This window comes from Algibacter sp. L1A34, assembly GCF_009796805.1.
Classification (GTDB): domain Bacteria; phylum Bacteroidota; class Bacteroidia; order Flavobacteriales; family Flavobacteriaceae; genus Algibacter.
Map to the genome: position 1 here is coordinate 1,014,662 of NZ_CP047029.1, position 21,178 is coordinate 1,035,839.

Annotated in this window: 21 protein-coding genes; 5 read left to right on the forward strand and 16 right to left on the reverse strand. The window is 33.5% G+C overall.

The genetic code is table 11. The features are described 5' to 3' along the window. Positions 1–2: 2 nt before the first annotated feature. The 4 genes from GQR97_RS04435 to GQR97_RS04450 all read right to left on the reverse strand — a co-directional run bounded on the left by GQR97_RS04435 (position 3) and on the right by GQR97_RS04450 (position 6,936). Positions 3–533, reverse strand: a complete 531-nt coding sequence (locus tag GQR97_RS04435; protein WP_158845829.1) for a DUF3341 domain-containing protein — start codon at positions 531–533, stop codon at positions 3–5. 9 nt (positions 534–542) lie between these two features. After that, positions 543–2,276 (reverse strand): NrfD/PsrC family molybdoenzyme membrane anchor subunit, encoded by a 1,734-nt coding sequence (gene nrfD / locus GQR97_RS04440; protein ID WP_158845831.1) that lies wholly within the window; start codon positions 2,274–2,276, stop codon positions 543–545. Between the two features lie 28 nt (positions 2,277–2,304). Beyond that, positions 2,305–5,568, reverse strand: coding sequence for a TAT-variant-translocated molybdopterin oxidoreductase (locus tag GQR97_RS04445; RefSeq protein ID WP_158845833.1), 3,264 nt, complete (start codon positions 5,566–5,568; stop codon positions 2,305–2,307). Positions 5,569–5,640: 72 nt separating this feature from the next. Further along, positions 5,641–6,936: a c-type cytochrome gene (locus tag GQR97_RS04450; RefSeq protein ID WP_158851589.1), complete on the reverse strand. Its 1,296-nt coding sequence runs from the start codon at positions 6,934–6,936 to the stop codon at positions 5,641–5,643. A 214-nt stretch (positions 6,937–7,150) separates the two neighbouring features. Here GQR97_RS04450 and GQR97_RS04455 point away from each other — a divergent pair, with 214 nt between their 5' ends. Next, positions 7,151–7,549: an SPOR domain-containing protein gene (locus tag GQR97_RS04455; protein ID WP_158845835.1), complete on the forward strand. Its 399-nt coding sequence runs from the start codon at positions 7,151–7,153 to the stop codon at positions 7,547–7,549. Between the two features lie 9 nt (positions 7,550–7,558). On the opposite strand, the gene GQR97_RS04460 is transcribed toward GQR97_RS04455, so the two are convergent. From GQR97_RS04460 to GQR97_RS04475, 4 genes are all read right to left on the reverse strand, one after another. Further along, positions 7,559–7,900, reverse strand: a complete 342-nt coding sequence (locus tag GQR97_RS04460; RefSeq protein WP_158845837.1) for a hypothetical protein — start codon at positions 7,898–7,900, stop codon at positions 7,559–7,561. Positions 7,901–8,031: 131 nt separating this feature from the next. Beyond that, positions 8,032–8,361, reverse strand: coding sequence for a 2Fe-2S iron-sulfur cluster-binding protein (locus GQR97_RS04465; RefSeq protein ID WP_158845840.1), 330 nt, complete (start codon positions 8,359–8,361; stop codon positions 8,032–8,034). Positions 8,362–8,538: 177 nt separating this feature from the next. Further along, positions 8,539–8,784: a NifU family protein gene (locus GQR97_RS04470; protein ID WP_158845843.1), complete on the reverse strand. Its 246-nt coding sequence runs from the start codon at positions 8,782–8,784 to the stop codon at positions 8,539–8,541. A 5-nt stretch (positions 8,785–8,789) separates the two neighbouring features. Then, positions 8,790–9,926: an Mrp/NBP35 family ATP-binding protein gene (locus GQR97_RS04475; RefSeq protein ID WP_158845846.1), complete on the reverse strand. Its 1,137-nt coding sequence runs from the start codon at positions 9,924–9,926 to the stop codon at positions 8,790–8,792. A 183-nt stretch (positions 9,927–10,109) separates the two neighbouring features. Here GQR97_RS04475 and GQR97_RS04480 point away from each other — a divergent pair, with 183 nt between their 5' ends. Then, positions 10,110–10,952: a hypothetical protein gene (locus GQR97_RS04480; protein WP_158845849.1), complete on the forward strand. Its 843-nt coding sequence runs from the start codon at positions 10,110–10,112 to the stop codon at positions 10,950–10,952. Between the two features lie 6 nt (positions 10,953–10,958). Here GQR97_RS04480 and GQR97_RS04485 read toward each other — a convergent pair whose 3' ends face one another. The 3 genes from GQR97_RS04485 to trmB are packed head-to-tail and all read right to left on the reverse strand — an operon-like array spanning position 10,959 to position 12,597. Then, positions 10,959–11,288, reverse strand: coding sequence for an MGMT family protein (locus tag GQR97_RS04485; RefSeq protein ID WP_158845852.1), 330 nt, complete (start codon positions 11,286–11,288; stop codon positions 10,959–10,961). 2 nt (positions 11,289–11,290) lie between these two features. After that, positions 11,291–11,920 (reverse strand): LysE family translocator, encoded by a 630-nt coding sequence (locus tag GQR97_RS04490; protein WP_158845855.1) that lies wholly within the window; start codon positions 11,918–11,920, stop codon positions 11,291–11,293. Positions 11,921–11,922: 2 nt separating this feature from the next. Next, complete coding sequence (trmB, locus tag GQR97_RS04495; RefSeq protein WP_158845858.1) at positions 11,923–12,597, reverse strand: tRNA (guanosine(46)-N7)-methyltransferase TrmB; 675 nt, start codon at positions 12,595–12,597, stop codon at positions 11,923–11,925. Positions 12,598–12,881: 284 nt separating this feature from the next. Here trmB and GQR97_RS04500 point away from each other — a divergent pair, with 284 nt between their 5' ends. Then, entirely contained in the window at positions 12,882–13,937 is a 1,056-nt protein-coding gene (locus tag GQR97_RS04500; RefSeq protein WP_158845861.1) for a glycosyltransferase, read from the forward strand. On the opposite strand, the gene GQR97_RS04505 is transcribed toward GQR97_RS04500, so the two are convergent. Continuing rightward, the gene (locus GQR97_RS04505; RefSeq protein WP_158845864.1) at positions 13,914–14,957 is read right to left on the reverse strand and encodes a sensor histidine kinase; all 1,044 of its coding nucleotides are present in this window, start codon (positions 14,955–14,957) and stop codon (positions 13,914–13,916) included. The genes GQR97_RS04500 and GQR97_RS04505 overlap by 24 nt on opposite strands. A gap of 6 nt (positions 14,958–14,963) precedes the next feature. After that, a complete protein-coding gene (locus GQR97_RS04510) occupies positions 14,964–15,644 on the reverse strand; it encodes a response regulator transcription factor (RefSeq protein ID WP_158845867.1) in 681 nt (226 codons plus the stop codon). Between the two features lie 196 nt (positions 15,645–15,840). On the opposite strand from GQR97_RS04510, the gene GQR97_RS04515 reads away from it, so the two are divergent. Together GQR97_RS04515 and GQR97_RS04520 are read left to right on the forward strand one after the other, a co-directional pair. After that, positions 15,841–16,182 carry a T9SS type A sorting domain-containing protein gene (locus GQR97_RS04515; protein WP_233267602.1) on the forward strand — a complete coding sequence of 114 codons (342 nt, stop codon included), beginning with the start codon at positions 15,841–15,843 and terminating at the stop codon, positions 16,180–16,182. 136 nt (positions 16,183–16,318) lie between these two features. Then, complete coding sequence (locus tag GQR97_RS04520; protein WP_158845870.1) at positions 16,319–17,299, forward strand: acyl transferase; 981 nt, start codon at positions 16,319–16,321, stop codon at positions 17,297–17,299. A 130-nt stretch (positions 17,300–17,429) separates the two neighbouring features. Here GQR97_RS04520 and GQR97_RS04525 read toward each other — a convergent pair whose 3' ends face one another. The 3 genes from GQR97_RS04525 to GQR97_RS04535 all read right to left on the reverse strand — a co-directional run bounded on the left by GQR97_RS04525 (position 17,430) and on the right by GQR97_RS04535 (position 21,116). Further along, positions 17,430–18,209, reverse strand: a complete 780-nt coding sequence (locus tag GQR97_RS04525) for an amidohydrolase (protein ID WP_158845873.1) — start codon at positions 18,207–18,209, stop codon at positions 17,430–17,432. Between the two features lie 15 nt (positions 18,210–18,224). Continuing rightward, a complete protein-coding gene (locus GQR97_RS04530; RefSeq protein ID WP_158845876.1) occupies positions 18,225–18,794 on the reverse strand; it encodes a hypothetical protein in 570 nt (189 codons plus the stop codon). Between the two features lie 552 nt (positions 18,795–19,346). After that, complete coding sequence (locus tag GQR97_RS04535; RefSeq protein WP_158845879.1) at positions 19,347–21,116, reverse strand: MutS-related protein; 1,770 nt, start codon at positions 21,114–21,116, stop codon at positions 19,347–19,349. Between the last annotated feature and the right edge of the window lie 62 nt (positions 21,117–21,178).

Consider the following 21,178-nt stretch of genomic DNA (forward strand, 5'->3'; position numbering starts at 1 on the left):
AATTAATGTGCTTTATCAACTAAATTAATTTCTACTGCTCCTGTTTCGGCTAATAAACTTTCTAACTCTTTTTCATTTCCATTAACAGCTATTTCCATTAAGAAATGATCATCCGTTGTTCTAGGATCAGGATTCTCAGCATTTTTAAAAGGCCACATTCTACTTCTTAGGTAAAATGTTAGTACCATTAAATGCGCTGCAAAGAAAACAGTAAGTTCGAACATAATAGGAACGAAAGCTGGCATATTTTCTATGTAGCTAAAACTTGGCTTTCCACCAATATCTTGAGGCCAATCTTCAATCATTATGAAGTTCATCATAACCGTTGCAACGGTTAAACCAATTAGACCATATATGAACGCCGTAATAGCAATACGTGTAGGCGCTAACCCCATCGCTTTGTCTAGTCCGTGAACTGGAAATGGTGTGTATATTTCTTCGATATGAAATCGTTCTGCCTTAACCTTTTTAACAGCCGACATTAAAACGTCATCATCCGTATAAATAGCGTGAATAACTTTTGAAGCTTCCATTGACTATGTTTAGTTTATTAATTTTTTAGCTTGTCCTGACCAATCATCACGTTCTGCTCTTCCTGGGAAAGAACCTGTGATACTGTCTAACAAATCATATTCTGTTTTTGTCATTTTACTAACTTGAAGGAATGTATAAATACCTATACCGTTAAGTACTTCCTCCATTTTAGGTCCAATACCATTCACTTCTTTTAAGTCATCGGCCTTTTGAGACGATGCATCAAACGCACCTAGACTACCCAGCAAGTTATTTACTTTTTCTGAATCATCTGCGGTAGAAACTTCTTCAACTTTCGAAACCGTAGCCACTTTACCGTTAGATGTTCTAGAATCAGATCCTGATCCAACTAAACTATCTCCGCGTTCTCTGATGTTTTTATAACGTTCACCAGAAGATTTTAAAATAGTTTTAACCTCTGCTTGTGCAATTACTGGGAATGTTCTTGCATATAATAGGAATAATACAAAGAAGAATCCAATTGTCCCAACAAATATTCCAATATCTACAAATGTTGGAGAGAACATAGTCCATGATGATGGTAAATAATCACGATGTAACGATGTTACGATAATTACAAAACGTTCAAACCACATTCCAATATTTACAACTATAGAGATAAAGAATGAAAACATAATGCTCGTTCTTAATTTCTTGAACCACATAAACTGTGGAGAGAATACATTACAAGTCATCATTGACCAATATGCCCACCAGTAAGGACCGGTTGCTCTGTTTAAGAATGCATATTGTTCGTATTCTACACCAGAATACCAAGCGATAAATAACTCTGTAATATAAGCTACACCAACAATAGAACCTGTAATCATAATTACGATGTTCATCAATTCTATGTGTTGTACTGTAATATAATCTTCAAGATTACACACTTTTCTCATAATAATAAGAAGCGTATTTACCATAGCAAATCCCGAGAATACCGCCCCAGCAACAAAGTATGGAGGAAATATAGTAGTATGCCATCCTGGTATAACCGATGTTGCGAAATCGAAAGATACAATAGTGTGTACAGAAAGCACTAAAGGCGTTGCTAAACCAGCAAGTACCAAAGATACTTCTTCAAAACGTTGCCAATCTTTTGCACGACCAGACCAACCGAAACTTAATAAAGCGTAAATTTTCTTTTGAAAAGGTTTTACTGCTCTATCTCTAAGCATCGCGAAATCCGGTAATAAACCCGTCCACCAGAATACTAATGATACAGACAAATATGTTGAAATTGCAAATACATCCCAAAGTAAAGGTGAGTTAAAATTTACCCATAATGAACCAAATTGATTTGGAATTGGCAATACCCAATAAGCTAACCAAGGACGACCCATGTGAATTATTGGAAACAGACCTGCTTGTATCACCGAAAATATAGTCATAGCTTCCGCAGAACGGTTAATAGCCATTCTCCACTTTTGACGGAATAATAAAAGCACCGCTGAAATTAGAGTTCCGGCGTGACCAATACCAACCCACCAAACGAAGTTAGTAATATCCCAAGCCCAACCTACAGTTTTATTCAAACCCCAAGTTCCAATACCTGTTGAAATAGTATAAATAATACATCCTATACCCCAAAGGAAAGCGGCTAATGCTATAGAAAAAACTATCCACCATTGCTTATTTGCTTTTCCTTCTACAGGACGTGCCACATCCACAGTAACGTCGTGGTACGACTTTTCCCCTGTAACTAAAGGTCTTCTAATAGGTGCTTCGTAATGAGACGCCATAATTATATAATTGATTCTTTAATTAGACTTATGCTTCTGTTGTATTTCTCACTTTTGTTTGATACTGTACGTTAGGTTTTGTTCCAACGTGTTCTAACAAGTGATACATACGGTTATCTTCTTTAAGTTTTGCAACTTGACTTTCTTTATCATTGATGTCACCAAATGCCATTGCGCCACTGCTACAAGCTGCAGAACATGCTGTTTGGAATTCACCATCTTTAATAACACGTCCATCACGTTTAGCATCAAGAATTGTTTTTTGTGTCATTTGCATACACATTGAACATTTTTCCATAACACCACGAGAACGAACAGTTACATCTGGGTTTAAAACCATACGACCTAAATCATCATTCATATGATAATCGAACTCATCGTTTCCATTATATAAGAACCAGTTAAAACGACGTACTTTATAAGGACAGTTGTTAGCACAATATCTTGTACCTACACAACGGTTATAAGCCATGTGATTTTGACCTTGACGACCGTGTGATGTTGCCGCAACTGGACAAACAGTCTCACAAGGTGCGTGGTTACAATGTTGACACATAATTGGTTGGAAAGCTACTTGAGGATTCTCTGAAGCATGCTCCATTTCTCCTAAAGCACCAGCAATAGCCAATCCTGTTGTATTCTCTTTTTTCTCATTATCACCATCGAAAGATTCTTCCGAAGAATAATATCTATCAATACGTAACCAGTGCATATCGCGACTTCTACGTACCTCAGATTTACCAACTACTGGCACATTATTTTCAGCGTGACAAGCAATAACACAAGCCCCACATCCTGTACAAGAATTTAAATCGATAGATAAGTTGAAATGGTGTCCAATAGAACGATCAAATTCATCCCATAAATCAACCTTTGGATCCGTTACTGCAGTTTCTTCGTGATTTAAAGAAACCATAGCCATAGGGTTCCACTCTTGCTTATCTTTGGTATTGAAAATCTCTAAAGAGGTTTCTTTAATAATATCTCCACGTCCCATTAACGTATTATGCAACTGTACAGAAGCAAATTCATGCTCTCCTGCTGCTACTTCAATAGTTACATCTTGTACTGTATTAAAGTTATGATAGAAAGCAAAGGCATTTACACCTGTTTGCATCTCTTCTTTTAATCCTTTTGTTTTACCGTAACCAAAAGATAATCCAACAGAGCCTTTAGCTTGTCCTGGTTGAATAATTACTGGTACCGTTAAACTAACACCATTTACAGTAACATTTGCGTAACTACCATTTAACGCACCGTTTGCAACGTGCCTGTTCATTAACCCTAACGCTTCAGCATCAGCTTTAGAAACAGTTAAGTAGTTATCCCAAGATGTTCTTGTAATTGGATCTGGAAACTCTTGTAACCATGGGTTGTTAGCTTGTTGGCCATCTCCCATACCTACTTTGGTATATAATGATAATTCTAATCCACTTGATTTTACTGAAGAAGCTAAAGCTTTCGCTGCAGCTACACCACTAACAACACCTACTACTGCAGATCCATTTGTAGCCTGACTATTACTTAAAGTTGATGTAGATGTTGTAGAAACAAATTCATCTTTATCCTCATCCTTAAGACCTACACCTACAGCAGCACCATGAATAAGACCACCAACTAACGTTCGTTTTTTCTTATCTTTTAATTCTGTTGTTGTAGTTGTAATCGATTTAGTTGAAGCAGCATTTAAACCACCAATTGAAGAACCATAAACAAACACACCATCATGTAATGCTTGATTAAATGAATTTCCGCCTAATACGCTAGAATTCCAGTTGTTCTTAATATAATCGTGAAAAGTATCTTCATTACCTGTCCATTTTAATAAAGCATCTTGAAACTGACGTGTATCAAATAATGGGCGAATAGTAGGTTGCATTAAAGAATAATGACCTTTTTTGATTTCAACATCACCCCAAGACTCTAAGTAATGAGGTGCTGCTGCAATATATTCTGTTTCAGTTGATGTCTCATCTTCTTTTAAAGAAAAAGTAATAGACAAATCAACTTTCTTTAATCCTTCTGAAAAATCTGAAGCATTTGGTAAGCTATATACTGGGTTAACACCACTCATAATAAGAGCGCCAACACTTCCAGCTTTCATATCTGCAACTAACTTAGTCACCGCTTTATCGCTACCTTGTCTTGTTTTTATTGGAGTATTAGAATCGAAGGCTTTACTATTCAATGCCTCATTTATCTCTAAAGCAATCGTTTGAGCATTTACATCTTGAATACCTGTAATGACTACTGCTTTACTTCCAGCTCTTTTTATTTGAGAGGCCGCATTTTTAACAGCTTCATCAACTTTAGCGGGCAATGTTCCAGAAACAGAACCTCCAACAACATAACTATATAATTTGGCTAAAGCTATCTTTTGTTCTGATGGAGTTAAAGGCACACGCTTATCAGCATTAGCACCAGTAAGAGACATATTAGATTCAAACTGAATATGACGAGACATCTTACCATGGTTAGGCACTTTGTTTTTCGAATATCCTGAATCGAAACCACCACCTTGCCAATCTCCTAAGAAATCAGCTCCAATAGAAACGATTGTCATCGCTTTAGAAAAATCGTAATTTGCTAATCCGCGCTCACCATATTTAGCTTGGTAAGCATCAAGAGCAGCAGACTCAGAAATAGCATCGTAAACCACGTGGCTTACATTACCATATTTATTTTTAAATTCAGCAATTAACTTATCAGTAGAAGGACTAGCAAAAGTTTGTGTTAATAACACAATGCTCTTGTTTGCCGCTGCTAAATCGGTTAATTTCTTAGTTGTTTCAATATCAAAAGTATCCCAAGAAATAGAATCTCCAGCCTTTTTAGGACCTTGAACTCTCAAACTATCATACAATCCTAATACAGAAGCGTTAACTCTTGCGTTAGCACTACCATTGGTAGCAGCCATCACATTGTTCTGAATTTTAATTGGACGACCTTCACGGGTTTTCACTAAAACACTAGCAAAATCAAAACCATTCGCTATAGTAGTTGCGTAATAGTTAGCAACACCAGGAATAATCTCTGTTGGTTGTACTACATAAGGAATCGCTTTTTTAACAGGACCCTCACAAGCAGCTAAAGACGCTGCAGCAGTACTAAACCCAACATATTTTAAGAAATCGCGACGCGTTGTAGAGCTTTCTTCTAATGTATCTTTATCTCCTAAAAATTCATCAGTAGGAATCTCAGCTACAAACTCGTTTTGTTTAAGCGTCTCAACAATAGAGCTATTTTCGTTTAGCTCTTCAACACTTTTCCAGTATTTCTTGTTTGATGACATATTATATAATTGAATTACTTCTTATTAATTTTTAAAAGTTTCCTGCTTTAACAGAAAAGAAAAACTATTTTTTTAGTAGTGACACTTACCACATTCTAAACCACCAAACTGAGCAGCTGTTAACTTATCTACACCATACTTTTTAGATAATTCATCATGAATTTTAGTATAGTAAGCATTATCTTTTACGCTAACATCTGTTTCTCTGTGACAGTTAATACACCATCCCATAGTTAATGGAGCATATTGATAAGCAACCTCCATTTCTTCAACAGGACCGTGACAAGTTTGGCACTCTACTCCTGCAACTGTTACGTGTTGTGAGTGATTAAAGTATGCAAAGTCTGGCAAGTTATGAATACGAACCCATTTTACTGGACTAGATTCACCTGTGTATTTTTGTTCAGCATCATCCCATCCTGCAGCAGCGTATAATTTTTTAATTTCACCATCGTAAAACTCTTTAGAATATTCTGGAGATGTTTCACCATTATACTCATAAATCGATTTGTGACAGTTCATACAAACATTCAACGAAGGAACACCTGATGTTTTACTAACTCTTGCAGAAGAGTGACAGTACTTACAGTCGATACCATTATCTCCTGCATGTATTTTATGTGAAAAGTGAATTGGTTGTACTGGTTGGTAACCTTGATCTACCCCGATTTGAGATAAATACCCGTAAACAAAATAAGCACTTGATAACAAAAAGAAGATAGTAACAACCATCATCAAGAATTGATTCTGCAAAAAGGCTTTCCAGAGTGGTCTTCTTTTTGAATCTTCTGGCAACTCAATATTAGAAGCTATAGCATAGCGACGTAATGTTTTATTTACTAAATATAACCCAGCAGCTAAGAGAATAAATAATATAGCTAAAGCGCCTAATACAATTTCGTTTGAAATACCTCCTGTTGTTGCAGAAGCCTGTGTGGCAACCGCACCACCCGTTGCAGCAGCAGCCGGAGCTTTCTTTTCTTCAGCTGTATAAGCTAAAATATTGCTTATATCGTCATCTGATAATTGTGGGAAAGCCGTCATGGCAGCACCACCAAACTCATTGTAAACTTTGTTTGCGTAAGAATCGCCAGACTTAATAAGTCCAGAACTATTACGAATCCAAGAATGAATCCAATCACGATCTAAACCTTGCTCGTCAGACAAACGTGCTTCTACATTACGCAGAGCAGGTCCAGTCATTTTCTTGTCTAATTGATGACAAGCCGCACAGTTGGCATTGAATAAAGATTTTCCTTTCGCTGAATCGCCTTCCTGAGCAGAAAGGACTGATGTAAACGCTAATAAAATTATTAAGCAGAAACTAAGAGTGTTTTTACTTAATATACGGTGAATCACCTGTCTCATATTGTTGGTTAAATTAACTTCTAAACTTTGGTATGATTTTTTCATTACTAAATAATTGAAAAAAACAGTTAAAAAAATCTCTCGCAAAAGTAATATTAAAAGTCGATTTTAGAAATCTAGTATAGGTATTATTAATAATTTAGAGAGATTCTAAATAAACAAAAGAACTAATAATTTAATTGCAACGTATATATTTGCACAAAATAATTTGAAAATGAACCTATTGAAAATGAAATTTAGTTTGTTATTCCTCCCCGTATTCTTGCTAACATCAACAATTAGTTTTTCGCAAGAAGGCCATGTTTCTTTAAATCAAGATAAAAACATATCTGTTTTATTAGATTTAAAAAAGGAAATGAATAAAAATGAGCATGACTCTGAGCGCTATAAAATCCAAATTTACTCTGGAAATCGCTCTGCAGCGCAAAATGCCAAAGCAGATTTTAATCAAGCTTTTGGAGAATGGAACCCATCAATAGAATATGAAACACCAAACTTTAAAATTTGGGCAGGAAATTTCAGCACACGTTTGGAAGCCGATAGAGCGCTAAAGAAAATTAAAAAGAAATTCCCTGCAGCCTTCATTTTTAAGCCGAAGAAAGAGAGAAACTAAAAACTGGTTTTAAACTGCATAAGTTAAGTTGTCTATTTTAGCAAATAAGGCAACTTTTTTTATTTCATCTATTTTCTGTTCCATAATCTTTTGATTTAAGAAGAACTCACTAAACCCAACAACCTCATTGGATAGCCCTTTTATGAATTTAAAATATGGATTTCCGTTTTTTGAAGCTAAACGTAAATAGGAATTATTATTGAAGGCCTGCTTCCTAAATAATTCAATTTTTCTTAAACACAGTAATTTTGAAGAAAACCCCGCGCTCATAAAACTAATATGCTTTGCATCGGTTTTTAAAAAGAACCGATACAAACCTTCTTTGTCTGTATAAATTTTAAATAGTGCCATTTTTAAGAGAATTAAATCACATACTCTATTTAATTAGACACTCAACCTCGCGAAAAGTCACATAAGACTAATTTATAGCAAGTTAAAAACTTAGGTTTTATCTAAGTTATGGCAATTTTAAAAAAGAGCTTTTAACTTTCAGGAGCAAGCTCTACTTCAAGACCTTCCATTTCAGGAGTCATTTGTATCTGACAACCTAAACGGCTGTTATCCTTAACATCGAAAGCCTCAGATAGCATTGCTTCTTCATCATCTCCCATCTCTGGTAATACCGTTTCACTAGTTACATAACATTGGCATGATGCGCACATAGCCATACCTCCACAAACACCAATAGTTCCTTCTGGAGCTAATTCATACGAACGAACCACTTCCATAAGGTTCATGGCCATATCGGTTGGGGCTACAATTTCGTGTTTAACACCGTCTCTATCTGTAATTTTAATGTTTATGTCTTGCATGATACTATTTAGTAATTCTATTAGTGATACGTCATAATTCGTGCCACAAATTTAAGTTTTGTCTCTTTAATTTTAATACTTTTCTTGTAAAAAATAGAAACGTTTTAAAAAAAAATAAAGAATCTTCAAAATTTTAATTTGAAGATTCTTTATTTTAAATTATAATAATTTTTTCTATTAACCAGCAATATTTACCACAGTTTCAATCTGTGGTGCATATTTTTTAATTGTCATCTCAACACCTGATTTCAAGGTCATTTGATTCACAGAACATCCAACACAAGCACCTTGCAATTGCACTTTTACCAGTGTATCATTATCTTCAATAGATAATAACGAAATATCACCTCCATCACTTTGTAAAAACGGACGAATTTCTTCTAATGCTTTTTCAACATTTAACTTTACTTCTTCGCTGGTCATAATTCTTATTTTTTTACGGCAGAACACCCAGCCATTGTTGTGATTTTTATTGCTTCAGTTGGTGGCAAATCGTCATTTCTACTAACAACTTCCTGCACTACATTTTGTGTTATTTTCTCAAAAGCTTTTTCTAAAGGCGTTCCTTTTTGCATAGCTGCTGGACGACCAACATCTCCTGCTTCACGGATACTTTGCACCAAAGGAATTTCTCCTAAAAACGGAACCTTTAAATCTTCAGCCAAGTTTTTAGCGCCTTCTTTTCCAAAGATGAAATACTTATTATTTGGTAGTTCTTCTGGAGTAAAATACGCCATATTTTCAATAATACCTAAAACAGGTACATTTATACTTTCTTGTTGAAACATAGCAACACCTTTTTTAGCATCGGCTAAAGCAACGTTTTGCGGCGTACTAACTACAACGGCTCCTGTAATAGGAAGAGATTGCATAATACTTAAATGAATATCCCCTGTTCCCGGAGGTAAATCTAAAAGTAAGAAATCTAATTCGCCCCAATGCGCATCAAAAATCATTTGATTTAAAGCTTTTGCAGCCATAGGTCCTCTCCAAACAACCGCTTGATCGGGTTGTGTGAAAAAGCCAATAGATAAAACTTTTACACCATAATTTTCAACAGGTTTCATTTTCGATTTCCCTTCAATATTAACGGCTAAAGGTTTTTGGTCAATAACATCGAACATAATAGGAATTGACGGCCCATAAATATCAGCATCTAAAACACCAACTTTAAAACCCATTTTAGCTAAAGTAACCGCCAAATTAGCTGTTACTGTAGATTTACCTACACCTCCTTTACCAGAAGCTATAGCTACTATATTTTGAATTCCAGGTACTGGTTTACCCTTTATAACATTCGCCTTTGGCTTAGCCGGAGCATCAACTTTTACATTAACTGTAATTTTAGCTTTTTCGTAAACTTGTTCGTGAATAATTTTTAAAACATCAACTTCCGTACGTTTTTTCGCCTGTAAACTTGGGTTGTTAATAGTAATATCTACTATAACTTCATCTCCAAAAGTCATCACATTTTTCACGGCACCACTTTCAATCATATTTTGACCTTCACCAGGAACAGTAATATTTTCGAGTGCTTTTAGTATATCTTGTTTATTTAATTTCATTGCTTTTATTAAGAATAAATCTAAGTACAAAGATAATTAATTAACATTATAAAAAGGACGTACTACATTAGAAGTTTAATTTATACAGATATAACGTTTTAGTATAACCTCATATATTTCAAAAATTGTTTAAATTGGCACAATTTATATTGATTTTCTTACCATTAATTCAGATATACTTCCATGAAACTAACAAAAATGGCCGTCTTTTTTTTCCTCATATTCCAACATGTTAGCTACAGTCAGGGCAAAATAAATAAAGCTGAAGAGGAATTAAACAAAGAAAAAATCACGACTAACACCAACCATTCTATAAGTAAATCGTCAAAAACTTATAACGACTACGATTCTAGAGGCAACTTTTCATCGGATGTTATTGGCGGTTTATTTATTCAACTTTTTGCATACACAGCTTACGGAGTCGCCATTGAAAGCCCTTTTGAAATGGAACACAAAGCAAGTGATGCGTATTTAACAAAACATCCATACGCAAAGACTAATACTGGTCATTATTCTTACGAGTGGAATGATAACACCGAAATTTTCACCACGACCATTAGTAACCGCTTGATTTATGAAAGTAATTCGATCTACGGAAATCATTTAAACCTAGATTTGCGGTTTTTAAAACGTCTAGAATTAGAGCTAGACTTTTTACAATTGTGGGAACATAAAACAAATGTTCCAAAAAACTCACTTGGTATTTACACAGCCTTGGCCAAATATAACCGCGTTCGCACAGAACGTTTCAATGCGTCCTGGGGATTGGGAGTTGCTTATGTTGCCGGAAATGTTAACAAATTAGGTTTTACTTATGGATTAAGTGCCGAACTATTTTTTAAAAAACCATTTAGTTTAGAGTCTAACTTCAACCAAACTTTAGTGAACAGCGAGACCATTAATAAATTTAATGGTTTATTAAATTACCATAAAAAACAATATAAATATATACTGGGCTACGAACACTTAAAGATTGCAAGTGTTCCTTTTTCGAATGTAACAGCTGGTTTCGGTATTTCTTTTTAAAAAGAATTATAATTCTACTGAAGGATCCCAATACACCTTATCTAAATGTTGAATTTGATTTTCAACAACTTGAATACCTTCACTTTCTAATAGTTGCTGCATAAGATTTGTACCATCAAAATGATGTTTACCGGTTAGCAAACCTTTTCTGTTCACAACACGATGTGCAGGAACATCTTTTCCATGCGAGCCATTCATGGCATAACCAACCATTCTAGCACTTTTTGCAGCTCCTAAATATTTAGCAATCGCGCCATAACTAGTAACACGACCAAAAGGAATTAATTTAGCCACTTCATATACTTTATCAAAAAAATTGAGTGTTTCCGGCTTCATTTCTATATTTCTCTAATAATATTTATTAAAGTCACAATAGCAATAATTCCAGTAATACTTCCAATAATACGATTCATATTTTTTTGCGATGTTAAAGTTTTACTCTTTATTTTATCGAAAAAGAAAATATACATATATAAGGTAACGAATGTCCCCATAGCTGCACCAGCAACATATGAAATAATACTGGTTTGACTAAAATCTAACCAACCAAAAGACGCTAAAGTAATAGTTATGTAGGCCTGATAAGGAATAGGAAATACATTAATTCCCGATAAAAAAACACCTTGAAAAAACCGACTACCTTTACTTCTAACCTTTGGCTCTACCTGCTCTTTAGGTTCCGATTTTGCTATAAACAAAAAATAAATAGTCACTAATACAAAAACAACAAAAGCTACGCGTTGTAAAACATCTATAACATCATGATTTCTACTTAAATAAAGTGCAAAAACTGCCGCGATGCTAGTTTGAATAATTACTACTACACAAGCTCCTACAGAAAACATAATACCGCGTACATGCCCTTCTTTTAAACTAATTTTAGCAGCCGTCATGTTTAACAACCCTGGCGGAATAACACCAACAAGCGCAAAAACTAACCCCAAAAAAAAGATAAATGTAATGTTCAAAACTATTTAATTTTAAATTTAATATAAGTGATAGGTTTATTTTTCTCTAAATATTGCGACTCGTAAAAGGTTTGAATACTAGTCACCTCTTCTGGGCTACCTTCTTGTTTGTAAACATTATGGTTGGCATACAAAACTTCGTGACCAGCTCCATGTAGCAATCCTAGTGTATAACCGTGCATAAATTCGCTATCAGTTTTTAAATTCATGACACCATCTGGTTTCAGAATCTGTTTGTAACGTTCCAAGAAAACAGCATTTGTCATACGGTGTTTGGTACGCTTGTATTTTATTTGTGGATCTGGAAATGTTATCCAGATTTCGTCTACTTCATTGTTAGCAAAAGCATGATCGATAAGCTCTATTTGCGTACGCAGAAAAGCCACATTAGGTATATTTTCTTCTATGGCAGTTTTTGCTCCTCTCCAAAATCGAGCACCTTTAATATCGACACCAATAAAATTTTTATTTGGATACTTTTGAGCTAATGCTACTGAATATTCTCCTTTTCCGCAACCTAATTCTAGCACTAACGGATTCTCGTTTTTAAAAACTTCGGAGCGCCAATGTCCTTTTAGATTGAAATTTGACTCGACCAATTCTTCTCGCGATGGTTGAAATACGTTGGAAAAGGTTTCGTTTTCTCTAAATCGTCTCAGTTTATTTTTACTACCCACAGTATATTAACTATTTGTTATTATTAGTTTTGAATTGGTAAAATTACGGAAATATACCCAAGTCTTTATATGCTTACCTTTGAATTTGCGGAAATGTGCGTTAGGGATTGATGCGGCATCCTTTTTTTGTGCTAGCCAAAACATTAAAAATAAGCCAAATCTACTTGATTATCTTTGAGCTTAATGATATGCTAAAACAAAGGAAAGCACAACAAAAGATATAGCGGAAAGCCCGACCCATGTGGTAACGCCCAAATGATACTTTTTATTTATAAATTTAATTAATGAAAAAACGAATTTTAGTAGCTCCATTAAATTGGGGTTTAGGCCATGCCACACGATGTATACCTATTATTAATGCGTTAATTTTAAATGGATTTGAACCCATTATTGCTAGTGACGGCGTAGCTTTGGCTTTATTGAAAAAAGAATTTCCAAATCTAAAATGTTTGGAATTACCATCATACAACGTAACTTATGCTAAAAACGGGAAGCATTTTAAGTTGAAATTAATTAAAGATTCACCAAAACTTTTGAAGGCAATTAAAGCTGAAAAAAAAGCGGTTAAGAATATTGTAGATTCAGAAGGGATTTCTGGTATAATTTCGGATAACCGATTAGGTGTGCGGAGTAAGAAAGTGCCATCGGTTTTTATCACACATCAATTAAATGTTTTAAGTGGTATCACAACTTGGTTTAGCACTAAAATACACCAGAAAATTATTAATAAATTCCATGCTTGTTGGGTTCCGGATACTGCTGGAGAAATTAATTTAAGTGGAAAACTAGGACATATTAAGCATTTTGAAATACCCACGACATATATTGGACCTTTAAGTCGCTTTACTAAAAAAGAGACTGAAATTAAAAATGATTTAATGGTTTTAATTTCGGGTCCAGAACCGCAGCGCAGCATGTTGGAAGAACGCCTTTTAGCAGAACTGAAAGATTTTAATGGTAAAATTATGTTTGTAAAAGGTGTGATGGAAAACGAGCAAACCATACAAGTAAACGGCAATATGACGATTTACAATTTTATGACATCCACTTTATTAGAAAAAACAATTAATGAAAGTGAATTAATAATTTCGCGCTCTGGTTACACTACAGTAATGGATTTAGCTAAACTGAACAAAAAAGCCTTTTTTATACCAACACCTGGGCAGTTTGAACAAGAATATTTGGCTGAAAGATTAAGTGATATGCGATTAGTACCAACTTGTAGTCAGGATAATTTTAGTTTGAAAACACTTGAAAACATAACGGGTTATGCAGGCTTGAAAACTTTTGATTTTGAGGTTGATTTTAAAGTATTATTAAGCCTTTTCCAGGGTGAATGAAAACTCGCTACCTACGCTGTACTCGCTTTCTACATATATTTTTTCTTGGTGTGCTTCAATAATATGTTTTACTATCGATAGACCAAGACCTGAGCCTCCTTCTTTTCGGGATCCTGTTTTATCTACACGATAAAAACGCTCGAATAATCGTGGTAAATGCGTCTCAGATATACCTTCTCCATTATCAGTTACACGAACAATAATTTTATTTTTTATTAAATTTTCTATACTAATTTCGGTAGTTCCTTTTTCACTACCATACTTAATAGAATTTACAATAAGGTTGATTAACACTTGTTGAATGCGCTCTTTATCGGCCTTAACGAATATTGCTTTTTTATATTTCATATCGAAAGTTAGCGTAATTTTCTTTTTTGCTGCTTTCATTTCTAGCATATCGAAAATAGTATCTACTAACTCTACAATATCAAAAGTTTCTATTTTTAGTCTTAAATCACCAACTTCTAATTTGGTAATCATATCCAAATCTTCCACAATATAACTTAATCGCTCAATGCCTTTACTGGCACGTTCTAGATATTTTTCACGAATTTCTTTGTTATTCATAGCACCATCGAGCAGCGTTAAAATATAACCTTGCACAGTAAAAAGTGGTGTTTTTAACTCGTGAGATACATTACCAATAAACTCTTTTCGGTATTGTTCTCTAACTTTAAGAGTTTCTATTTCTAGTTTTTTATCGCGCGCAAACTTATCAATTTCTTGAGTAAGTGTATGCATATCTGTCGTAATAGCTCCTTTGGTAAACTTCGCAGATTCCAACAACGTTAAATCGTCGTATATTTTTTTTACACGACGATAAATAAATCGTTCTACTCGATATTGAATAACAATAAAACAAAAAACGTAAGTACTAATAGCTAGTACAGGGATTTCCCATAATTCTATATTAGAGAAATAAAATAAAAAAACGCTCAATAAGAGCGTTATATATAAGGTGATATAAAACGAAGTGATTCTCGCGAATCGATACGATTTTTTAAATTTGGTCTCCTTCATTTAATATTAATCTACAAACTTATAGCCTACGCCTTTAACGGTTTTAAAGCTTTTATCCCCTAGTTTTTCACGTAATTTACGGATGTGAACATCGATAGTTCGTCCGCCAACAACAACCTCGTTACCCCAAACGGTATCCAAAATTTCGTCGCGTTTAAAAACTTTTCCTGGTCTTGACGCTAATAAAGATAATAATTCAAATTCCTTTCTTGGCAAAATAATTTCTTTGCCTTTAGACGTAATTTTGTATTCGTCTCTATTAATTACCAACGTACCAATTTTTAAAGTATTGGCAACCTCCTCTTCTTTAAAACGACGCAAAAGTGCTTTTACTTTACTCACCAAAACCTTTGGTTTTATGGGCTTAGTAATATAATCGTCGGCACCAGCATCAAATCCAGCTACTTGGGAATAATCTTCACCACGAGCTGTTAAAAAGGTTATTATACTGTTTGATAATTCGGGCTGCTTTCTAATTAATTCACAAGCCTCGATACCATCCATTTCGGGCATCATAAGATCCAGAATTATTAATTGAGGTAATTCTTTTTTTGCGACTTTAACACCTTCTGCACCATTTTCGGCCGTAAGTACCTGATATCCTTCATTTGATAAATTGTATCCTACAATTTCTAAAATGTCCGGCTCATCATCAACCAACAATATTTTAATATCTTTTTTTTTCATTTGTAAAGAAAATCTGTTTCTTGAAGTAAAGGTAAAGCTAATAACATAATTTTATTAAAATTACAAAATTAATAACACTAAGGTAACAATACAGAAACAAATACTTAAACTTTTAAACCAAACACATCAATCTTAACTGTTTTTTGGCATTAAAATTGTTAGTATTATCATAAATTTGACGTAATAAATAGTAGATATGAAGAAACAATACTTTTTAATATTTTTTACAATCATTTCTTTTTTTGCAATCCACTCCATGGATGCGCAGAATAGTATAGGTTTTGAATCTAAAAATGATAAAATTGAAAATCTAACAATTTATCCAAATCCAGTAAGCGCGCAGGGAAATGTTGTTTATATAGCCTCGAAAAAAAACTTAGTAAAAAACATTAAAGTTTTTAATGTTTTAGGCAAACAGGTATTAGCGGTTAAACTCGTTGGCAAAGCCTTAAATATTTCGAATTTAAGCAAAGGCGTTTATATTTTGAATATCACAGAAAACAATATTAGTGAAACTAGGAAACTGGTTGTAAAATAATTTTACCGAATCAACAAATATAATAGCGTTACCATTTGGTAGCGCTTTTTTATTTTATATACTTTTGTTATTCTAAAATGAAGGACTACAGAACACCTAACTAGTTTTAATCCTTAATTATTATTGAAATCTATTTATGATCGATAAAAACGCCATTTTTAAAATACAAACTCAAGCCGAATTCGAAGCTTTAGCATTAGAAGTTTTTAGATTTCAATTTAAGAACAATCGAGTTTATCGTTCATTCTGCGACTTACTATACAAACACCCTACCGATATAAAAACGGTTATCGATATTCCTTTTTTACCTATTCAATTTTTTAAAACACGTGATATTTTAAGTACTAAAAATGAAGTAAAAACAACCTTTACAAGTTCTGGAACTACCGGAAGTGAAACAAGCAAACACCATGTAACAGATTTAGATATCTACGAGCAAAGTTTCAATAAAGGATTTGAGTATTTTTATGGTGCTATTGAAGATTATGTTGTTTTAGGTCTGTTACCATCTTATTTAGAACGCAAAGGCTCTTCTTTAATATATATGGTAGATGCCATGATTTCCAAATCAAAACATCATGAAAGTGGGTTTTACCTTGATAATATTTCAGAATTAAAAGATACTTTGATAAAACTAGATTCCGAAGGTAAAAAAATATTACTTATCGGTGTTTCTTTTGCTTTGCTAGATTTAGTTGAAATGCACCAATTCAACTTAAAAAACACTATCATAATGGAAACTGGTGGGATGAAAGGGCGCCGAAAAGAATTAATTCGTGAAGAACTACACAAACAATTAAAAACAGGTTTTGGAGTTAACAACATCCATAGTGAATATGGCATGACTGAGTTATTGAGCCAAGGTTACTCTCAAGGTAACGGTACATTTAAGTGTCCAAATTGGATGCGAATTTTAACACGCGACACTGAAGACGCCTTAACCATAAACACGAATGGAAAAGCTGGCGGTATTAATGTAATAGATTTAGCTAATATTAATTCTTGTTCTTTTATTGCAACCCAAGATTTGGGACGTGTAGATCGTGATGGCTCTTTTGAAGTTATTGGCCGTTTTGATAATTCGGATATTCGTGGTTGTAACTTAATGGTACTTTAATATAAAAAAACTTGTAAGTAATGAAAAACATAAACGACTAAACTATCGCTAAGTAAAAGAAAAATTTAGTAATAAATTTGGTTAATTGATAAGGCCCGATGTAAAAATCGGGCTTTGTTATTTTTAAGAATTAATTAATTGAAAACGTATCGCGATCATTTAGGAACTTAAGCTTGTTTCTATAAGCGTCTACATGCCTTTTCTCTAAAGTAATAACTTGAGTTTCCTCCTCATGAGGTTTAAAAGCAGTCAATTGGTTTCCTAAAACATCATAAACAGCCGAATGTCCAGAATATTCACTATTCACACCATCTACTCCTACTCGATTTACACCAATACAATAACTCATATTTTCAATAGCGCGTGCTTTTAACAGCGTATCCCAAGCAGAAACTCTAGGTTTCGGCCAATTGGCTACATAAATTAACACATCGTAATTTTCGATGTTCCGTGCCCAAACAGGGAAACGTAAATCATAACAAATTAACGGACAAATTTTCCAGCCTTTATAATTTATAATTACTTTTTTGTTGCCTTCAGAATACGTTTTTTCCTCGCCAACCAAGGTAAAAGCATGGCGTTTATTATAAATAGTAATTTTACCAGAAGGTTCAACAAATAATAAACGGTTATAGTATTTATTTTCTTCTTTTATAACTAGACTTCCAACAATAGCCGCATCGTTTTCCATAGCCATGTCTTGCATCCAAGTTACCGTTTCGCCTTCCATGGTTTCAGCAACTTTTCCCGCATTCATGGTAAAACCGCTTGTAAACATTTCAGGCAGTATAATTAGATTTATACTGCCTGAAATTTGTTTTATTTTCTCTGTAAACTTTTCACGGTTCTCTTTTGGGTTTTCCCAAACTAAATTAGCTTGAATTAATGCAACCTTTAGCTCCTTCTCCATACCGTGGTTTTGTTTTTATAATTTACGTTTTGTTTTTTCCAGCTTTTCTTTAAGCTTTTCAATTTTATCAAGCGATTTCTTTTCATCAACCGGAGACAATTTACCTTTATTTTTTAACTTTTCATATTTCTTGATTGCATCTTTATGTTTTTTGCCTGCTTTTTCAAAATTAGATTTCGCTTTCTCTTTCGCCTTCAAAGCTTTTTCAGATTTCTTTTGTTCTTTTTGAGCTTTTTTTAATGCTTTTTCTTGATCATTTTGGGCTTTTTCTTCTTTCTTAATAGCCTTTTCTTTGTCTTTACGCTCGTCTTCTTTTTTCTTTAAAGCATCTTTTACCTTCTTATTTTCTTCTTTTACTCGATTTGCTTCAGCTTTAGCTTTATTAGCTTCTACTTTAGCCGCTGCATTAGTTTTTTCTAATTCAGCCTTTTTAATACTAAAAGCATCTTTTATTTGTTGCTTATCTTCAACAGATAATGCTTTTGTAACATCGGCGCCATCCTTTAAAATCTTGTCGCCTTTTACTTGATATGTTACTTCTTTAAATATTACTTCTTGAGCTTGTAGTGTTAATCCAAAAACCATACATGCAACTATCATCCAAATTTTCATAATCTATTTTTTAAAATTACTTTATATAAATTTAGACACCATTATATAAAAAAGGTTACCTATTTAAGATGAATTTAACTAAAATAATTTAGACAAACATGAACCCAAATTTTCAAAACCCGAATTTACATAACAAATCCACATTATATGTTCGTCCAATAAGGATATTAACCCTTTTTAAATGAAGTATATTTCCCGAAGTTTTATCAACAAACTTGCCATTAACAATAAATGATTTATGTGTTTGAAAAGTGTAAACGATGTCTCTTTAACTTTGTAAACCATGTGCCTTTACCGTACCAAAATTATTATTAAGTATGAACTTACAACCAGATAATAAAAATATAGTAAACGTAGTTAAAAAATTTAAAAGTGAACAAAATAAGCGGACAAAACTAAACTTTAATTCCTGCTACATTCTAGTTAGTCAAACACTTCTAAAACCTTTATTTTCAGGTTTTGATCCTGTTGAGTTTGTTGCCTAATAGGTTTTTTTTGAATTTTTCATTTCTCGAAATAACTAATCTAAATAATCTCCATTTTCTTCAGTAAAAAAGAGGCATTCATATTTTTACAAACACCATTTTTAAGTGTATAATCAAAATGAAGTTCATCATTTATAATTTCAGCATCGAAATAGTAGTTTTTTACTTGCGGTAATTCTTTTTCAATATCACATAAACTTAAATCGTGTGTTGCAATAATTCCAGTAGCGTTAGAAGCAACAAGTTTTTCAACAAATTTACGCGACCCAATAGCTTTATCCGTACTATTTGTTCCTTTCAAAATTTCATCTAAAATTATAAAATACGGTTCCTTTTGGATGGCATCAACAATATATTTTAAACGTGTTAATTCCGAAAAGAAATACGAACTATCATCAGTCAACGAATCTGTGGTACGCATGCTCGTAATCAATTTTACAGGCGAATACTCACTCGCTTTCGCACAAACAGGCAAACCAATATTAGCCATTACAATATGTAAAGACATGGTTCTCAAAAAGGTACTTTTCCCTGCCATATTTGCTCCGGTTACAATAAAAAACTGTTCGTTTTCTATTGTAACATTACTATCTACACGCTTTGTTTTATTTAATAAAGGATGCCCTAAACCGGTTGCTTTTATAACAGAACCATGCTTCGCTATTTTAGGAAACACAAATTCCGGATGATTAAAATGAAATCCGCCTAAAGAGTTATAAGCATCGAAAAAGGAAACCACTTCAAACCAATCTTCAACTTTATCAGCATATTGATTAATCCATTTTTCAATACGGTAGCTATTTTTAATATCCGATAGAAATAACCCATTCGCAAAAATGGCCGAAATAATATTGTTTCGGTTATCCAAAGCATCTAAACCTTTTGAAAGTTCCTTGAAGATTAACGATGCTTTTTTATGTTCCGATTGAATTTTCTCTTGTTTCTGTTGAAGTAATTCTGAAGTAAACGTTTCATTTTCGATTAAATTCAACAATGCAGCATACTGGCGAAAGGTATCTTTTACCTTATCGGCTCCAGAAGAAAGTTTATTTATTTTCTTTACATAGAAACCTGTAAAACCTAACCCTATAAGTAACCAATATCCAACAAATTCCTGATTAATCATGTCTAGTATTGTCAACCCAAATAAAACCACAGAAATAACCGTAAATACTATTGGTAACCACTGCATCGCCTTTGGCAAAAACGTTTTATAATTTTTTAACCAACTCACAATATGCTTAGCAGACGTTTCTGTTTCAATTAAGCTAGAATTTGCATCGTAATGTTGTCTCCACTCAGGCTTACTGCTTAATTCTTCAATAGCTTTTTGACGAGAAACAATAGCTTCGGTATTGTTTGCTTTTAATAAACCAGCTAATTTTTCTTGACCTTCGGTAATAGTTGTTCTATTAATAAATTGAAAAAAGGAGCCTCTACCAAATAAATCGATATCTAAACTATAAAAATGATTGGAATCCTGGAATTTAAGCCCTTCATCGCGATCATGAAAATCACCAGAACTAATCTTAATTTCTTCCTCGTTTATAGATATAAGCGCTTTTTTAAAACTGCGTTCACGCTTAATATTATTATATTTTGAAAGTAAAAAAAGAAAAAGAGCTATACCCATAACACCTATTGCAAGTGCTATTTGCCAATTTTGAAATGTTAAATATATTCCAAAGCCCATAGCCACGAATACCACCAACCTCAACATACTTAAGGTTATCATTTGCTTATGTAACTTTTGTGCTTCTAAGGTGTATTTAGCTTGATGTTCTTGGTAATATTTTATGTGTGCACTCATTTTATTTAATTGAAATGGTAAAGAAACGAAAAAGCCCTGAAATCTGTTTTTTCAGAGCTTTT

Bases quoted from the DNA above. Each gene is read 5' to 3' on its own strand.
- GQR97_RS04525 (WP_158845873.1), bottom strand. From the start codon at position 18,209: ATGGAGAAGGAGCTAAAGGTTGCATTAATTCAAGCTAATTTAGTTTGG.
- GQR97_RS04480 (WP_158845849.1), top strand. From the start codon at position 10,110: ATGAAACTAACAAAAATGGCCGTCTTTTTTTTCCTCATATTCCAACAT.
- GQR97_RS04460 (WP_158845837.1), bottom strand. From the start codon at position 7,900: ATGGCACTATTTAAAATTTATACAGACAAAGAAGGTTTGTATCGGTTC.
- GQR97_RS04500 (WP_158845861.1), top strand. From the start codon at position 12,882: ATGAAAAAACGAATTTTAGTAGCTCCATTAAATTGGGGTTTAGGCCAT.
- GQR97_RS04470 (WP_158845843.1), bottom strand. From the start codon at position 8,784: ATGACCAGCGAAGAAGTAAAGTTAAATGTTGAAAAAGCATTAGAAGAA.
- GQR97_RS04435 (WP_158845829.1), bottom strand. From the start codon at position 533: ATGGAAGCTTCAAAAGTTATTCACGCTATTTATACGGATGATGACGTT.
- GQR97_RS04475 (WP_158845846.1), bottom strand. From the start codon at position 9,926: ATGAAATTAAATAAACAAGATATACTAAAAGCACTCGAAAATATTACT.
- GQR97_RS04515 (WP_233267602.1), top strand. From the start codon at position 15,841: ATGAAGAAACAATACTTTTTAATATTTTTTACAATCATTTCTTTTTTT.
- GQR97_RS04535 (WP_158845879.1), bottom strand. From the start codon at position 21,116: ATGAGTGCACACATAAAATATTACCAAGAACATCAAGCTAAATACACC.
- GQR97_RS04530 (WP_158845876.1), bottom strand. From the start codon at position 18,794: ATGGTTTTTGGATTAACACTACAAGCTCAAGAAGTAATATTTAAAGAA.
- GQR97_RS04445 (WP_158845833.1), bottom strand. From the start codon at position 5,568: ATGTCATCAAACAAGAAATACTGGAAAAGTGTTGAAGAGCTAAACGAA.
- GQR97_RS04465 (WP_158845840.1), bottom strand. From the start codon at position 8,361: ATGCAAGACATAAACATTAAAATTACAGATAGAGACGGTGTTAAACAC.
- GQR97_RS04455 (WP_158845835.1), top strand. From the start codon at position 7,151: ATGAACCTATTGAAAATGAAATTTAGTTTGTTATTCCTCCCCGTATTC.
- GQR97_RS04510 (WP_158845867.1), bottom strand. From the start codon at position 15,644: ATGAAAAAAAAAGATATTAAAATATTGTTGGTTGATGATGAGCCGGAC.
- nrfD (WP_158845831.1), bottom strand. From the start codon at position 2,276: ATGGCGTCTCATTACGAAGCACCTATTAGAAGACCTTTAGTTACAGGG.
- GQR97_RS04485 (WP_158845852.1), bottom strand. From the start codon at position 11,288: ATGAAGCCGGAAACACTCAATTTTTTTGATAAAGTATATGAAGTGGCT.
- GQR97_RS04505 (WP_158845864.1), bottom strand. From the start codon at position 14,957: ATGAAGGAGACCAAATTTAAAAAATCGTATCGATTCGCGAGAATCACT.
- GQR97_RS04520 (WP_158845870.1), top strand. From the start codon at position 16,319: ATGATCGATAAAAACGCCATTTTTAAAATACAAACTCAAGCCGAATTC.
- GQR97_RS04450 (WP_158851589.1), bottom strand. From the start codon at position 6,936: ATGAGACAGGTGATTCACCGTATATTAAGTAAAAACACTCTTAGTTTC.